The following is a 15329-nucleotide window of genomic DNA, read 5'->3' as shown; positions in this document are numbered from 1 at the left end:
AGAGCGCTCTCTCAAGTTTGGCTTAGACTTTGATGAAGTCGGGTTCTCCGGCTTGACGTGCCCGAACGCATCGGCGAGCTTGAGCGCATGAAGCTCCATCGGACCGTCCGCCGACGGACCCTCGCGCTCATCGTCTCGACCGCCGCCGTCGCCGCGCTCGGCGTGGTCGGGCTCGGTTTCGGGCTCACCAATGCCGCTGCCGCCACCGCCGGGCCGATCACCGGGATCGGCGGCAAGTGCGTCGACGTCGCCGGCGCCAACTCCGCCAACGGGACCGCGGTCCAGCTGTACACCTGCAACGGCACCGGCGCGCAGCAGTGGACCGTCGAGTCCGACGGCAGCGTCCGCGCGCTCGGCAAGTGCCTCGACGTGGCCGCGTCCGGCACCGCGGACGGCACCAAGGTCCAGCTGTGGGCGTGCAACGGCACCGGCGCGCAGCGGTGGACGGCGAGCAGCGGCCGCCTCGTCAACCCGAACTCCGGCAAGTGCCTGGACGCGTCGGGCAACAGCTCCGCCGACGGCACCCGCCTGCAGATCTGGGCCTGCACCGGCGGCGCCAACCAGGCCTGGAAGCTGCCCGGCGGCACCACCACCCCGACCGGCCCGACCACCCCGCCCGGCTCGTCCCAGCCGCCGGTGACGGCGAAGAAGAAGGGCGTCAGCACCTGGGAGTTCCCGGGGCTGTCGCAGGCCGTCACGAACGTCGGCGCCGGCTGGTACTACAACTGGTCGCCGAGCAACGACAGCATGCCCGCCGCCGCGGAGTTCGTGCCGATGATCTGGGGCGCCGCCAACGTCACCGACTCGACCCTGGCGAAGGCCAAGAGCGAGGGTAAGGTGCTGCTCGGCTTCAACGAGCCGGACCTGGCCGGACAGGCCAACATGACCGTCGAGCAGGCCCTCTCGCTGTGGCCGCGGCTCGAGTCGACCGGCATGCGGCTGGGCAGCCCCGCCGTCGCGTACGGCGGCAACACCCCGGGCGGATGGCTGGACCGCTTCATGACCGGTGCGCGGCAGCAGAACCGGCGGGTCGACTTCATCACCCTGCACTGGTACGGCTCCGACTTCAGCGACGCCGCCGCCGGGCAGTTCGCCGGCTACCTGCAGGCCGTGTACGACCGGTACCGCCTGCCGATCTGGGTCACCGAGTACGGCCTGATGAACTTCTCCGGCACGCCCAAGTTCCCGAACACCGCGCAGATCACCGCGTTCATCACCGCGACGACCACCCGCATGCAGGCGACGTCCTACATCGAACGATACGCCTGGTTCTCGCTGCCGGCGGTCGGCGACTCGCTGCCCTACGGCCTGTACAAGGACGGCACCACGCCGACCCCCGCCGGGCAGGCCTACCGCGCGGCCGGCTGACGGCCACCTCGCCGCGGTGGGGCTGTACCACTGCCCGGCGGCCGGTGCCGGCGGTTCGCCGTCAGTGAACCCGCATGGGTGAAGCAAGAAAACCTGGTACGTCGGCGCTAGATTTTCGTGGTGGACGGGGGTAGCGTTACTGGGGTCAAGAGAGTCGGAAAACGACGCTGACGATGCCACCCCTCCGAGGGTGAAGGGACAGAGCCGCGACTGGCTGCGACTCGTCCGGCACGATTGGAAGGGAACGACGAGAGAAAGGGGAGGGTTCACACCGTTGGATCGCCCGCTGTGGACCGTGCACACGGTCCGGCGAGCACCGCAGTATCCATCGAACGAGAGGTGGTCTCCGGTCTGGCAGATGCGATCCCCGCACCGTCGCCGCACATCGCGGCAGGTGTGGACATGACAATCCGGCATTCGTGTCGGTAGATGGTGTAACGACCCAATACCCTGGGCCCCGGCGCGAGAGCGCCGGGGCCCTCGACGCGGAGGTGAAGTGTCCCCCTCGGACCATCCTTTAGACGACGACGACTTCCCCGCCTACACCATGGGCCGCGCAGCGGCGATCATCGGCGTCTCGCACGACTTCCTCCGCCGTCTCGGCGACCTGAAGCTCATCAGCCCGCTGCGCTCCGACGGCGGGCACCGCAGGTATTCCCGGCACCAGCTGCGGCTCGCCGCCCGCGCCCGCGAGCTGTGCGACGGCGGCACCCCGCTCGAGGCGGCGTGCCGCATCATCGACCTTGAGGACCAGCTCGAAGCGGCCCAACGCACCATCCGGGACCTGCGATCCGAGGAGATCGATTAGAGTCCACCCCATGCGTGTGCTGTTCGTGTCCGCGCCGCTGCTGGGCCACATGCTGCCGCTCGTGCCGCTCGCTGAGGCGTTCCGGCGGGCCGGGCACGACGTGCTGATCGCCACCGCCGCCGACGCGCTCACCGCCGGGCGGACCGCGAAGCTGCCGGTCGTCGACGTCGCGCCGGGCTTCTCCTTCGCCCGGATCGCCCGGCGGACGATGCTGCGGCACCCCTTCGTCGCGCGCGCCGAGCTGGCCGGCACCGGCGGGACCCGCGGCGTCGGCCTGCTGTTCGGCACCGTCAACGAGCAGCTCGTCGACGGTGTCGCGGCGACCGCCGACCGGTTCCGCCCCGACCTGGTGGTGCACGAGCCCCTCGCGGTGGCTGGGGCAGTGGTGGCCGCGCGGCGCGGGGTCCCCGCCGTCCGGCACGAGAACAACCTCTTCGACGGCGCCGTCCTCACCGCCGTGACCGCCGGGCCGGCGCTGCGCCGGCACCGCGTCGACGGCCTGCCCGACCCGGCGGCCGTGGTGCAGATCGCGCCGGCCGAGCTCGTGGGGGAGCGGCCCGGCCTGCCGATGCGGCGCCTGCCGGTCGGCTTGTCCCCGAACCGGACCGGCTCGCCCGCCCACCCGCGCGGCCCGTTCGCCGACCTGCGCGGTTCCGCCGCGCTCTCGGGCGGCCTGTCCGCGGAGCTGGGCGGCCCGTTCGCTGGTGTGGGCGGCGCCGCTGTGCGTCCGGGTGGCTCGGCGGGCCCCGGTGGCGAGCCGGTCACGCCGCTGCCGCCCGCCGGGGCGCGCCCGCGGATCGCGGTCACCCGCAGCACCGTGGACGGGCCGGGCAGCGGCGGCATCATGCGTGCGATCGTCGCCGTCGCGGCCGGCGTCGACGCCGACATCCTCCTCGTCCGCCCCGAGCGCGGGCTGCCGGACCCGCTGCCGGGCAACGTGTACACCACCGGATGGGTGCAGCTCGACGCGCTCATGCCGACCCTCGACGCCGTCGTGCACCACGGCGGCGCCGGCACCGTCCTCGGCGCGCTCGCCGCCGGCGTCCCGCAGCTCGTCGTCCCCGGCCCCGGCGACCGCCGGCACAACGCGGGCGTGGTGGAGCGCTCCGGCGCCGGCTGGGCGATGTCGGCGTCCGCGATCACCGCCGACCAGCTGCGCCGCCTCCTGTCCGACTACGGGCTGCGGGTGACCGCCGGCAGGTTCAAGGCCAGCATCGCCGCCCGCCCGCACCCCGACGAGGTCGCCGCCCAGCTGGCCGCCATCGTGTAGCGCCGCCCCGCCGGGCTTCCGGCGGCGGCGGCCGGTGGCCGATGGGCGTCCCGTGCCGGTTGTGCGCGCCGGCGGCCGGCGGGTGCTCCGCGTCGGTCAGGTGCGCGGCGGCCGATGCCGGTGGGCGTCCCGCCGCGGTCAGGTGCGCGGCGCCGATGGCCGGTGAGTGTCTCGCGTCGGTGGGGTGTGCGGCGGTGCCGACGGCCGGTGGGTGTCCCGCGGTCGTTGCGTGCGCGGCGGTCGATGGCCGGCGGGCGTACGCTGCTGGTCGTGGACCGGCTCGCCATCGACCTCGGCACCTCCAGCACGGTCGCGGTGGTGTGCGGCGCCGACGGCCGGATCCGGCCGGTCCTGTTCGACGGCCGGGAGCAGCTGCCGTCCGCGGTCCACGCCGGTGCGGACGGTGCCCTGGTCGCGGGCCTCGACGCGGAGCGGCTGGCCCGCGCCGACCCGGCCGCCTTCGAACCCAACCCGAAGCGCCGCATCGACGACGGCACCGTCCTGCTCGGCCCGCACGCCGTCGCCGTCCCCGACGCCCTCGCCGCGGTCCTCCGCGTGGTCGCCGCCCGCGCGCCGGGCGGTCACGTGGTGCTGACCGTGCCCGCGGGGTGGGGCGCGCCGCGGCGGGAGGTCCTCACCGAGGCGGCCGCGCGCGCCGGGCTCGGTGCGGTGGAGCTGGTGAGTGAGCCGCTCGCCGCCGCCGCGTACCTGACCGCGGCGGGTGCCCCGGTGCCGCCGGGTGCCGCGCTGCTCGTCGTCGACCTCGGCGCCGGCACCGCCGACCTCGCCGTGGTCCGCGACGGTCAGGTGGTGGCGCAGGGCGGCCTGGACGTCGGCGGCCTCGACGTCGACGCCGCGCTGGTCGGCGTCCTGGGTGCCGTGGTGGGCGCGGCCGCACCCGCCGCCTGGCGGCGGCTGGAGTCGCCGCTGACCGCCGCCGACCGCCGCGACCGGCTGCTGCTGTGGCAGGAGGTGCGGGCGGCGAAGGAGAGCCTGTCCCGGCTCAGCGTCGCCCCCGTCCACGTCCCCGGCTACCCGTCGGACCCGCACCTGACCCGCGAGGAGCTGGAGTCGGTCGCCACCCCGCTCCTCGCCCCGGTCGCCGAGCTGGCCGCCGATCTCGTCGCCGCGTCCGGCGCCGAGGGCGGGGAGCCGGCGGAGGTCCTGCTCGTCGGCGGGGGCAGCCGGCTGCCGTCGCTGGCGCGGTTGCTGCACGCGCGGCTCGGCGTCGCGCCCACCACGGTCGAACGGCCCGAGACCGTCGTCGCCGAGGGCGCCCTCCACGCGACCGCGCCGCCGGCCGCGGCCGACCCCGGCGCGCACCCGCCGCCGGCGCCACCGGCGGCCACGCCGCTGCGGCGCAGGTGGCTGAGCCCGGCGACGGTGCTGCTGATCCTGCTGTGCTTCGCGCTGCCGTTCGCGACCGTCTCCTGTGGACTCCCCGACGGTTACGGCCGCGCGAAACCCGGCGGCACGACCCAGTACACCGGCTTCGACCTCGCGTCGGGCGGGACCCCCGACGTCGCGTCCGACCAGCTCCGCCCCGACGGCGAGCGGCGGCCGGACCGGCTCGCGCCGCAGCCGTCGTACATCGCCGGACTCCTGCTGCTCGGTGCCGTCCTCGCCGTCACGGTCGGGCTCGCGCAGGACCGGCGCCGCCGGGTGGCCGCCGCCGTCCTCGCCGGGCTCGCCGGCCTCGCCCTCGTCGCGGGTCAGCTGCTCGTCACCGACCGGCTCGCCGCCGCCGTCGCCGAGCAGAGCCGCCTGCCGGAGGGCCGGACGCCCGGCGACATGGTCGGCACCGGGCCCGGCTTCTGGATCGCGGTCACGCTGCTGACCCTCCTCGCCGCCGGCAACCTGGCCGCCCTCCGCGCCCGCCGGTGACGCCCGCCGCGCCGGGGCGCGGTCAGTGGTTGCCGAACGGGTGGATGAGGCGGCAGATGCGGCGCTGCGAGCGGACGTGCTCCAGGTAGGCCGCCCACGACGCGGACCAGGCGGGGCCGAAGCCGGCGATGAGCTCGCCGACGCGGCGCAGCTGGCGGCTCGAGGCGCGGGTCGCCCAGCGCAGGACGGGGGCGGTCAGGACGGGGCGGAGGCCGCGGCTGTCGTTGTTGTGCATCAGGTGGTAGGCGATGACCGCGTGCCGCTCGTCGCCCGGCTTGCGGAGCAGGTCGCTGAGCAGGGTGACGTAGTGCTCGACGACGCCGGGGTGGCGGCGCAGGACCGCGAGGAGCTCGCGGGGCGGGGCGCTGCGGGCGAGGGCGGCGGCCACGCCGGGGGCGTGCAGCGCGACCAGGCGGGCCGGCAGCTCCTCCAGCTCGTGCAGCAGCGCGACGACCGGTCCGTCACCGAGCGGCCGGCCGGCCGGACCGGCGGGGGCCGTGGTCAGGCGGCGCACCACGGCGCGCAGGGCGCGGTCGTCGGCGAGCAGCTGGAAGAGCCGGCGGTGGCGGGGGACCAGCCCGGCGTCGACGAGCCGGTGGGCGACGTCCACGTCCTCGTGCGCCAGCGGCGCGTCGCCGACCAGCCGGCCGATGAGCCCTTCCAGGGTCTTCGCCGGCAGCACCACACCCGCCGGCGCCAGGCGCTTGAGCAGCCGCAGCTCGTCCACGGACGGGTCGGCCAGGCTCCACAGGGCGGCGGCCGTCGACAGGAACCGGTCGGGGTCGTGGGACGCCGCGGTCAGGTGGTGCTCGACGAGCACGGCGCGGCCGGCGCCGTCCGCGCCGCCGTCGCTGACCGCGCCCGCGAGGACGGCCTCGGCGAGCGGCGGCTCCAGGGTGGCGATGCGCGGCAGGAGCCACCGCCACCAGCCGGCGGCGATGTCGTGGCGGCGCACCGGGACGGCCTTGACCCGCCGGGTCAGCTCGTCGACGAGCGCGGCCGTGAGCCGGTCGCCGCACGGCCACAGCCCGGGGTCGAAGCCGGCCCGCGGGTGCCCGGCCCAGAACTCGACGAGGTCCCGCCCGCGGTCGGCGAGGTCGGACGGCTGGACGTCGATGCCGAAGCGGCCCGCGACCCGCAGCAGCGCCTCCGACCCGAGCGGCGCGGGCCCGGCGTTGAGGGCGGCGAGGACGAGCCGGCGGGCCGTGGTGTTGTCCGCGGCCGTCCACTCGCCGGCGGGCAGCGCGGGCGGCACGCGGGTGGCGACCTCGGCGCGCAGCGCGGCGGCGTCGGTCTCGCCGCGCAGCAGCGCCAGCCGGACGGCGGCGGCCCGCCCCGGCAGGAGCCCGTCGGCGGCGGCGTCGTCCAGCGCCTCGAGGACCGGTCGCGGCCATGCCGTGACGGAGCTGGTGAACATGTCGGTGATGCCGCCGGTGTACGCGCGGCGAAGCGCCTGCGGGCCGTCGCGCAACCAGCCGGCGACCGCCGGGGCGTGCGCCAGAGCCGGCTCGCGGCGCAGCACGGCGGCGAGGCCGAGCGCGGCGGCGGCGTCCGGCTCGAGGCCGCTGGCGGCGGCCAGGTCGAGCGCCTCGACGACGGCCCGCGGGTCGTCCTGCAGGAACCCGCCGACCCATCGCAGCGCGTGCGCCGTCGGCGTCGTGGCCGGGAACGCGCCGGCCGCCAGGTCGAAGACGGCGTAGCCGCGGCCGGTGAGCCCGGCGGCCGTGGCGGGGTCGACGCCGACCACGGGGACGCCCGCGGTGGCGGGGTCGCCGGCCTTGACCTCGAAGCCGAGGGCGAGGGCCCGTGCCGGCGGCAGCAGCAGCGTGCCGGCGACGATCCATTCGACGATCCGGGTGACCTCCGCGCCGACGAGCACGACCACCGGCGCGTCCGGCTCGCCGGCCCGGTCCAGGGCGGACACCAGCGCCAGGAGCATCGCGGCGCCGCCCGGCTGGGCCACGACGCGCTCCCGGACCAGCGCCGGGGTCAGCGTCGTGGCCGGCCCGCCGCCCGCGAGCGCCCCGCCCGGGATGCGCGGCCCCGGCGGCGGTGACATGGGGGAGTCCGGCGCCCCGGCAGCCGGCGGGACGGACCCGACCGGCGGCGCGGCCGCGACCGGCGAGCCGGATGCGACCGGCGGGGCCGGTGCGAGGGGCGGGGCCGATGCGGGGGGCGGGGACCACAGCGGGGCGCCGAAGAGCTGCGCCGGCCGCAGCGTGCCGTAGTCGGCGGGGTCGTCGGTGACGATGCCGTGGCTGACCTGGCCGGCGTCGTCCAGGTGCCGGCGGAGCGTCGTGGCGAACGAGCCGCCGGCCGCGACGTGGCGGAACGACGGCTGCGGCGGGTCCCCGGCACCGGGCTCGTCCCGCCCCGCCGGCTCGTACAGCAGCACCGTGCGCACGGCGCGCGTCCCCCCGCGGAAGGTTGCCGCGGACCGCTCCCGCCGCGTCTCGTCGTCCATGCCGTCGCTCCCGTCCTCGCCGCCCCACGGTTCGGCGCTCTCTGACGGACCGGTCCGTCAGAGAAGGGAGCGGAAGGTCTACAGGTCCTCGACGACGGCCAGCACCGCGGCCACGATGTCCCGGATGCGGCCCTGGTCGCGCAGGATGCGGCCGACGTGGTCGCCCGCGGTGTCGCTCAGGCGGGGCCCGCCGTCCAGGGCGGGCACGGCGCCGTCACCGAACGCGACGGCGATGACCTCGGCGACGACGGTGGCCGGGTCCTCGCCGGCCCGCAGCCGGGTGCGCATCGCGGTCATCGCCAGGTGGGCGAGCTCCCGCATGTACAGGTCGTCGCGCTCGCCGATGTCGACGAGGCTGAGGGCGGGGGTGTCCTGGTCGCCGGCGGGGCACTCCGGGGCGTACCGGGGCACCGGCACGTGCTTGTGCCCGAGGGGGCCCTCGACGTAGCGCTCGTACCACTCCCGTTTCGTCCGCATGACCCGCAGCACCGCCTCGATGTCGTGGCGCACGTCGGCGGCGGCGTCCCAGTCGCCGGTGAACCGGCAGCGCAGCATGGTCCAGCTGTCGACGGGCCACACGTTGGTCCCCGCGGTGACCGGGTTGCCGACCCAGTTGAGCATCTGCACGGCGAGGTGGACCAGCCAGCGGTCGCCGCCGAGCCCGTCGACCAGCCATTTCGGGGCGCGGGGGCGCTGCAGGGCGCCGATCTCGCCGCGCCGGCGGCGGTGCCCGTTGACGGTCGCGGAGTTGATGAGGCCGCAGATCCACGCGTCGAGGTTGTCGATGGGGGCGGTCGCCCGCCGGACGACGTCGTGGACGACCGCCTCGACGTCGTCGTGGAATCGGTCCAGGCAGTCGTCGGTCAGGTGACGGACCGACACCGCGCACGCCGGGTGGCCGCGCCTGCGCTCCATGCCCTGGGTGAGCCCCGTGTAGACGACCGGGTAGACCACCGAGTAGGCGCCGCCGGTCAGCCGGAGGCGCTCCGGCTCGTCCGCTCCGGCGACGGTCGCCGCGAGCGTGCCGAGCCTGGCCAGGCTGCGGACCTCATCGGCCGCCGTCGCCAGAAGTCGAGGCATGACGATTCCCCTTCGACAATTTCCAGGCTCGCGTGAGCGGGCAGGCAGGAGGTGATGCTGCGCCGAATCGCCGTGTTGCACGCACATGTCAGTCTGGCATTGCATATTTGCAAGGGAACGGCACGAACCGGCGAATCGGAGATCGATCAGACCGGTGCGGCTCGGCCTTTCGGCCACCGGTTCCGTCGATCGGCACCGCGGCGTCAACGGATCGCCTTCCGCCGTTCATGAACGAACGACCCTGCCCGGGCGGCCGGGCCGCCACCGCGGTGGATCGCGACCGACGGTGCCGGCCAATGCGTGCGGTTCGCCCGCTTTGGGGTCATGTGATCGTCGATGGTCAATGTGATTTCGTGTGCCGTCCGTCAAAGAACATCCGGGCCGTGAGGGCGCGCCCGAGGACTGAGCGTGGAGGGGTGGTCATGCGCAGTTGCACCTGGCCGGCATTTCCGGTCGCCGGTGGGAGGGCCGCCGGACCGGCGTCCGCGCGGCGGTCCCCGGCTGCGGCCGACCCTTCGGGCGACGGTCTGGGAGCATAGGGGCATGGCCACCCCGCCCACGGACCCGCCGGCTGACCGGATCACCGAGCTGCTGCACCGGGAGCTGCGCACCGCGCGGTCGGCGGCGATGGAGGAAGGCGCCAGCCCCGACGAGATCACCGCGGACCTGACCGAGCGGGTCGCCCGGCTGCGCCGCCTCAACGAGGCCGGCTGGCGCCCGGGCCGCGCCGGCGACCCGGCGCAGGCCGCGCCGGACGCGCCCGACCCCGCCGACACCCCCTGACCGGGTGCCTGACCGGGTTCCCAGCGAATTCGCAGCAACGCCCGCGGGCCTGCGCCAAGCGCCGCCGCCGTCGCCGTCCCGATCGGTATGCTCGGCCGTGACCTGCGACGACGTGGACCGTGCCAGCCCCCGGCGGGGCCGGGTCCGCGCGGGAGGTTGATCAGGGGCTTGGGGGCAGCCACTACACTCGCACATGAATTTCCGGTGCAATCGATAGCTCCTGTCGTCGGCGGCTCCACTGATCTGCGACTCTTTTCGCGGCAGTCGGCACGTTCATGGCGGCCTTTCGAAAAGGTCCGGACGGTTCGGACCGCATTTGCAACAGCGGGGATGCCCCGCATACCGAGTAGTTGGAGGAGTTCGTGGGAGTCAGCCTCAGCAAGGGCGGCAACGTCAGCCTCACCAAGCAGGCGCCCGGCCTGACGGCCGTGTCCGTCGGTCTGGGCTGGGATGTCCGGACCACGACCGGCGCCGAGTTCGACCTGGACGCGAGCGCGATCATCTGCGGCGAGTCCGGCAAGTCCCTCTCGGACAAGCACTTCGTGTTCTTCAACAACCTCGCGTCGCCGGACAGCACGGTCCAGCACCAGGGTGACAACCTGACCGGTGAGGGCGAGGGCGACGACGAGCAGATCAACGTCAACCTGGCCGGCATGGCCGCCGAGGTGAGCAAGATCGCCTTCCTCGTGTCGATCTACGACGCGGACGGCCGCTCGCAGTCCTTCGGTCAGGTATCCAACGCCTACATCCGGGTCGTCGACCAGAACACCGGCGCCGAGCTCACCCGCTACGACCTGTCGGAGGACGCGTCGACCGAGACCGCGATGGTGTTCGGCGAGCTCTACCGCAACGGCGGCGAGTGGAAGTTCCGCGCCGTCGGTCAGGGCTACGCGTCCGGCCTCGCCGGCATCGCCCGGGACTTCGGCATCAACGTCTGACCCTGACGGGTCCCAGCACCACCGCCGCGGGTCGCCCATCCACACGGACGGACGGCCCGCGGTTCCGTACCCACCGGTCCGTTACGGGCAGCGACCGCAGACTCACGCAGTCCGATATCCGCCACGGGGGTTTTCAGGTCCATGCCGCTCGAATTCACAAACCTGACCTAAGGTCCAGGTCGCGCGGCGGCACCGCAGCACGCAGTCCCGCCCGGGTCAGAGAAGAAAGGACACCGAGTGCGCTACTTCTCCCACCTGGACGGGTTGTCCGCCGGGGCACTGTTCCACCGGCTGCCTGCCACGTTCTCCCAGGACAGTCCCCCCGAAGTGCTCGCCATGGCGCTCGGCGCCACCCTGTACTCCCCGGCGGTGCGGCCGCGCCTGGCCGAGGACATCCTGCGCTGCCACGCCGAGGGCGTGATGAGCATGGTCGGCTGCCTCGAGGACTCGATCCGCGACAGTGAGGTCGACGAGGCCGAGCTGAACCTCGCGCACCAGCTGCGCCTGCTCGCGCGCATGGAGTCGGGCGGGCCGCTGGTCTTCGTGCGGGTCCGCCACTCCGACCAAATCTACCGGCTCGCCGACCGGCTCGGTGACGATCTGCGGATTCTCAGCGGGTTCGTGCTGCCGAAGTTCCGCCCCGACGAGTCCGGCCAGGCGGGGCTGAAGGCGGTCCGGGAGATCGCCGAGGGCAGCGGCCTGCCCCTGTACGCGATGCCGGTCCTCGAGACCCCGGAGATCGCCTACGCGGAGACCCGGATGCCGACCCTGCTCGCCGTCCGTGACATGCTCGATGGCAACCGCGACCGGGTCCTGGCCGTCAGGGTCGGCGCGACCGATCTGAGCAGCATCTACGCCCTGCGCCGGACGGCGGAGCTGACCGCGTGGGACGTCAACGTCGTGGCCGGCATCCTGACCGACATCGTCAACGTGCTGGCCCGCCGGGCGGGCCGGGGCGCCCCGGGGTCACCCGCCACGGGAGCAGGTTACGAGGTGACGGGTCCGGTGTGGGAGTACTTCTCCGGCGGCGAGCGGGTGCTCAAACCGCAGCTGCGGGTCACGCCGTTCGAGGACCACGACCCGATGCTCCGCACGAAGCTGGTGCGCCAGTCCCTGGACGGGCTGATCCGCGAGATCGTGCTCGACAAGGCCAACGGCATGGTCGGCAAGACCGTCATCCACCCCAGCCACGCGGCGGCTGTGCACGCGCTGAGCGTCGTCAGCCACGAGGAGTACTGCGACGCGAAGTCGATCTGCGAGGACTACGCCGGCGACGGCGGCGGCGGGGTGCTGCGCAGCGTCTACATGAACAAGATGAACGAGGTCCGGCCGCACCTGTCGTGGGCGGAGCGGACCCTGGTGCGCGCCGACATCTTCGGCGTGGCCGCCGAGGGCCTCGACTTCGTGGACTTCCTCGAAGCCTCGGTCAGCAGCAGGGAGCGGGTCGCGTGAGCGAGATCTGGTCCGGCACGTGGGTGACGGAGCGCCTGGACGTCCGGCTCGTCGACGCGGACGCCGAAGCGCCCCGCGTCGCCGACCTGGCGGGCCTCGCCGTGCGGCGCAACCCGCGGCGCGCCCACCTGGTGGTCTCGCAGGTCCTCGGCAAGCACGTGCCCGCCGACCCGCACACGATCTACGCCGCGGGCCGGCTCCTCGGCCTCCGGGCGGCCGCCGTCCTCGGCGCCGAGACCGACCCGGCCGCCGGCTGGGACACGCGCGACTTCGACGAGGTCAAGGTCCCCGACGGGCCGCCGCTGGTGGTCGGGTACGCCGAGACCGCCACCTCCCTCGGGCACGTCGTCGCCGACACGTTCGCCGACGCCGACTACCTGCACTCCACCCGCCGGTCCGTGCCCGGCGTGGCGCTGCTGGGCCGGTTCGACGAGGCGCACAGCCACGCCACCGAACACCTGCTGCTGCCCGCCGACGCCGCCTGGCTCGACCGTGACGGCCCGCTCGTCCTCGTCGACGACGAGCTGACCACGGGCCGCACCGCCCAGGCGACGATCCGTGAGCTGCACGCCGTGCGCCCCCGCGACCGGTACGTCGTCGCCGCCCTGCTCGACCTGCGGACCGCCGCGGACCGGACCGGCTTCGCCGCGCTCGGCGAGGAGCTCGGCACCCGCATCGACGTGGTGTCCCTCGCCGCCGGTGAGGCCGTCCTGCCCGGCGACGCCCTCGAGCGCGGGCGGGACCTGGTGGCGGCGCTGGACGTACCGCAGCCGCCGCAGGGACCCGGGGACGCCCCCGTGACCAGGATCGACGCCGAATGGCCGGCCGGCCTGCCCGAGGGCGGCCGGCACGGGTTCGCCGCCGTGCACCGCCCCACGCTGCTGGACACCGCCGACCGGCTCGCGTCGCTGGTGTCCGCGGGGCTGCCCACCGACGACTCCGACGCGCCGGTGCTGGTCCTGGGCAGCGAGGAGCTGATGTACGCGCCGCTGCTGCTGGCCCGCGCGCTCGCCCGGCACCGGCCGGTCCGCTTCTCCTCCACGACCCGCTCGCCGGTCCTGCCGGTCGACACGCCCGGGTACGCGATCCGCACCAGGCTCACGTTCGCCGCGCACGACGGCACCGACACCGACAAGCCCCGCTTCGCGTACAACGTGCGCGGCTTCGACCGGATCGTGCTCGTCGTCGACCGGACCGGCGATTCTCCCGCACTGTGGGAGGACGGGGGGCTGGTGGCGGCGCTGCGCGGAGTCTGCCAAGGTGTCACGGTCGTGGTCATCCCGGACCTCCGGCCGGCAGTCACCCGAGCAACGGATCCGCAGGAAGGTACCCGGTGAACGTCCAACCCCCACCGCCGCTGCACGGCCCGGACTTCTCGTCCTACGCCGCGTCCGAGGTGAGCTGGCTGCTGACCGACCTTTCGCACGTGACCCTCGAAGCGCCCGCGGAGGAGCGCGAGGCGATGATGCAGGCGAAGGCCGGCCACTACGCCGAGTCGCTGCCGATCGAGTACCAGCCGACGGGGGAGTACCTCGAGCTGTTCCACGAGGCCCTGGCCGCGTCGGCGGCGCGGGTCGCGCACGCCGTCGGCGTCGTCACCGAGCTGGTCATCAAGGCGCGCTCGTCGGACGCGGTGCTCGTGTCCCTCGCCCGGGCCGGCACGCCGGTCGGGATCCTCATGCGCCGCTGGGCGCAGTACGCGCACGGCGTGGAACTGCCGCACTACGCGGTGTCGATCGTGCGCGGCCGCGGCATCGACGGTGAGGCGATGCGGTACCTCGCCCGGCACCACGACCCGGCCCAGGTCATGTTCGTCGACGGGTGGACCGGCAAGGGCGCGATCTGCCGCGAGCTGCGCGAGGCCGTCGCGGGGCTGCCCTTCGACCCGACGCTCGCGGTGCTGGCCGACCCCGGCGGCTGCACGGAGATCTTCGGCACCCGCGACGACTTCCTCATCCCGTCCGCCTGCCTCAACTCGACCGTGTCGGGCCTCGTGTCGCGGACGGTGCTCAACGACCGGTACATCGGGCCCGGCCAGTTCCACGGCGCGAAGTTCTACCGGGAGCTCGCCCCCGGCGACGTGTCGAACCTGTTCCTCGACGCCGTCGAGGCGCACTTCCCGGCGGTCGCCGCCGGCGTCGCCGCCGACTGGCCCGTGCTCGCCGCCACCGACCGCACCCCCGACTGGAGCGGCTGGAACATCGCGGTGCGGCTCGCCGCCGAGTACGGCCTCGACGACGTCAACCTGCTCAAGCCCGGCGTCGGCGAGACCACCCGGGTGCTGCTGCGCCGCAGCCCGTGGCGGATCCTGATCCGACCGGACGCGCACGCCGAGCTCGGCCACATCCTGCTCCTCGCCAAGGACACCGGCGTGCCGGTCGACGAGGTCGCCGACCTGCCCTACGCGTGCGTCGGCCTGATCCGCCCCAAGGGGCCGAAGGGGGCCACGCAATGACGACCGTGGTCGCCACGGACCTCGACGGGACCGTGATCTTCTCCGAGAAGGCGATGTCGCACGGGCCGGTCCGCCCCGCCGACGAGGACCTCGTGCCCGTCGACGTCGACGGTGACCGGATCTACGCGTACATGACCACCAGGGTCGTGCGGCAGTGGACCGGGCTCGCCGACGCCGGCGTGGTCGTGCCCGCCACGACCCGCTCCGTCGAGCAGTACCAGCGGCTGCGCCTGCCCGGGCAGCGCCCCGCGGCGGCGGTCGTGTGCAACGGCGCCCGCCTGCTGGTCGACGGCGAGTCCGACCCGGCCTGGGAGCGGCAGGTGCGCGGGCGCCTCGGCGCGGGCGGCGCGTCGTTCGACGACGTGTGGCGGGAGGCGCAGCGCTGGCGCGACCAGCGCGGCTTCGACGCGGTCCGCGCGGTCGAGGACTTCTTCATCTACCTCACCGTCAAGGTCCGCGAGCCGTGGCTGACGGACTTCGCCGAGGAGACCGCAGGCTGGGGGCGGATCAACGGCTGGAGGGTCTCACTGCAGGGCCGGAAGCTGTATCTTCTGCCCACCGGGCTGGACAAGGCCGCGGCGGTGGCGCACGCCGCCGAGCGGCTGGGCGCGGACCGGGTCGTCGCCGGCGGGGACTCCCTACTGGACGCCGACATGCTCCGGGCGGCGCACGCGGCGATCCGGCCGGCGCACGGAGAGCTGCACCTCACGGGCTTCACCTCGCCGCACTGCCTGACCACGGCCTCCGCGGGGGCGGCGGCCGGCGACGAGATTCTGGACTGGTACGTGGCGCAGACCGGTGACGGTCGGCCTTGAGGGACATCTGAC

The 15329-nt window shown here is 74.5% G+C and carries 12 protein-coding genes; 10 read left to right on the top strand and 2 right to left on the bottom strand.

Annotated elements, in window-relative coordinates; genetic code table 11:
• Nucleotides 1-87 precede the first annotated feature (87 nt).
• The 4 genes from AB0J72_RS22565 (at nucleotide 88) to AB0J72_RS22550 (ending at nucleotide 5330) form a co-directional block, all read left to right on the top strand.
• Nucleotides 88-1368, top strand: a complete 1281-nt coding sequence (locus AB0J72_RS22565; RefSeq protein WP_363401653.1) for a glycosyl hydrolase — start codon at nucleotides 88-90, stop codon at nucleotides 1366-1368.
• 547 nt (nucleotides 1369-1915) lie between these two features.
• Nucleotides 1916-2176 carry a MerR family transcriptional regulator gene (locus tag AB0J72_RS22560; RefSeq protein WP_363401685.1) on the top strand — a complete coding sequence of 87 codons (261 nt, stop codon included), beginning with the start codon at nucleotides 1916-1918 and terminating at the stop codon, nucleotides 2174-2176.
• A 10-nt stretch (nucleotides 2177-2186) separates the two neighbouring features.
• Nucleotides 2187-3446 (top strand): glycosyltransferase, encoded by a 1260-nt coding sequence (locus AB0J72_RS22555; protein ID WP_363401651.1) that lies wholly within the window; start codon nucleotides 2187-2189, stop codon nucleotides 3444-3446.
• A gap of 270 nt (nucleotides 3447-3716) precedes the next feature.
• On the top strand, nucleotides 3717-5330 hold the full coding sequence (locus AB0J72_RS22550; RefSeq protein ID WP_363401649.1) for an Hsp70 family protein: 1614 nt from the start codon (nucleotides 3717-3719) through the stop codon (nucleotides 5328-5330).
• Between the two features lie 22 nt (nucleotides 5331-5352).
• Here the strand turns inward: AB0J72_RS22550 and AB0J72_RS22545 are convergent, their stop codons facing one another.
• Both AB0J72_RS22545 and AB0J72_RS22540 read right to left on the bottom strand, forming a co-directional pair.
• Nucleotides 5353-7794, bottom strand: a complete 2442-nt coding sequence (locus AB0J72_RS22545) for a GTPase-associated protein 1-related protein (protein WP_363401647.1) — start codon at nucleotides 7792-7794, stop codon at nucleotides 5353-5355.
• Nucleotides 7795-7872: 78 nt separating this feature from the next.
• On the bottom strand, nucleotides 7873-8874 hold the full coding sequence (locus AB0J72_RS22540; protein ID WP_363401645.1) for a hypothetical protein: 1002 nt from the start codon (nucleotides 8872-8874) through the stop codon (nucleotides 7873-7875).
• Between the two features lie 543 nt (nucleotides 8875-9417).
• Here AB0J72_RS22540 and AB0J72_RS22535 point away from each other — a divergent pair.
• From AB0J72_RS22535 to AB0J72_RS22510, 6 genes are all read left to right on the top strand, one after another.
• A complete protein-coding gene (locus AB0J72_RS22535; protein ID WP_363401643.1) occupies nucleotides 9418-9657 on the top strand; it encodes a hypothetical protein in 240 nt (79 codons plus the stop codon).
• Nucleotides 9658-10019: 362 nt separating this feature from the next.
• Nucleotides 10020-10595: a TerD family protein gene (locus AB0J72_RS22530; protein ID WP_363401641.1), complete on the top strand. Its 576-nt coding sequence runs from the start codon at nucleotides 10020-10022 to the stop codon at nucleotides 10593-10595.
• A gap of 237 nt (nucleotides 10596-10832) precedes the next feature.
• Nucleotides 10833-12047 (top strand): HpcH/HpaI aldolase/citrate lyase family protein, encoded by a 1215-nt coding sequence (locus tag AB0J72_RS22525; RefSeq protein ID WP_363401639.1) that lies wholly within the window; start codon nucleotides 10833-10835, stop codon nucleotides 12045-12047.
• Complete coding sequence (locus tag AB0J72_RS22520) at nucleotides 12044-13384, top strand: phosphoribosyltransferase family protein (RefSeq protein WP_363401637.1); 1341 nt, start codon at nucleotides 12044-12046, stop codon at nucleotides 13382-13384. The genes AB0J72_RS22525 and AB0J72_RS22520 overlap by 4 nt, the downstream gene beginning before the upstream one ends.
• Entirely contained in the window at nucleotides 13381-14502 is a 1122-nt protein-coding gene (locus AB0J72_RS22515) for a cysteine protease StiP family protein (RefSeq protein WP_363401635.1), read from the top strand. Before AB0J72_RS22520 ends, AB0J72_RS22515 begins: the two co-directional genes overlap by 4 nt.
• Nucleotides 14499-15317 (top strand): hypothetical protein, encoded by an 819-nt coding sequence (locus AB0J72_RS22510; RefSeq protein ID WP_363401633.1) that lies wholly within the window; start codon nucleotides 14499-14501, stop codon nucleotides 15315-15317. The genes AB0J72_RS22515 and AB0J72_RS22510 overlap by 4 nt, the downstream gene beginning before the upstream one ends.
• Nucleotides 15318-15329: the final 12 nt, after the last annotated feature.

The sequence above is a fragment of the Dactylosporangium sp. NPDC049742 genome, from assembly GCF_040674675.1.
Lineage (GTDB): Bacteria > Actinomycetota > Actinomycetes > Mycobacteriales > Micromonosporaceae > Dactylosporangium > Dactylosporangium maewongense.
The sequence above is the reverse complement of the archived record's forward strand: the minus strand, read 5'-3'. Positions and strand labels throughout refer to the sequence as shown.

Bases quoted from the DNA above. Each gene is read 5' to 3' on its own strand.
- AB0J72_RS22565 (WP_363401653.1), top strand. From the start codon at position 88: ATGAAGCTCCATCGGACCGTCCGCCGACGGACCCTCGCGCTCATCGTC.
- AB0J72_RS22560 (WP_363401685.1), top strand. From the start codon at position 1,916: ATGGGCCGCGCAGCGGCGATCATCGGCGTCTCGCACGACTTCCTCCGC.
- AB0J72_RS22555 (WP_363401651.1), top strand. From the start codon at position 2,187: ATGCGTGTGCTGTTCGTGTCCGCGCCGCTGCTGGGCCACATGCTGCCG.
- AB0J72_RS22545 (WP_363401647.1), bottom strand. From the start codon at position 7,794: ATGGACGACGAGACGCGGCGGGAGCGGTCCGCGGCAACCTTCCGCGGG.
- AB0J72_RS22540 (WP_363401645.1), bottom strand. From the start codon at position 8,874: ATGCCTCGACTTCTGGCGACGGCGGCCGATGAGGTCCGCAGCCTGGCC.
- AB0J72_RS22535 (WP_363401643.1), top strand. From the start codon at position 9,418: ATGGCCACCCCGCCCACGGACCCGCCGGCTGACCGGATCACCGAGCTG.
- AB0J72_RS22510 (WP_363401633.1), top strand. From the start codon at position 14,499: ATGACGACCGTGGTCGCCACGGACCTCGACGGGACCGTGATCTTCTCC.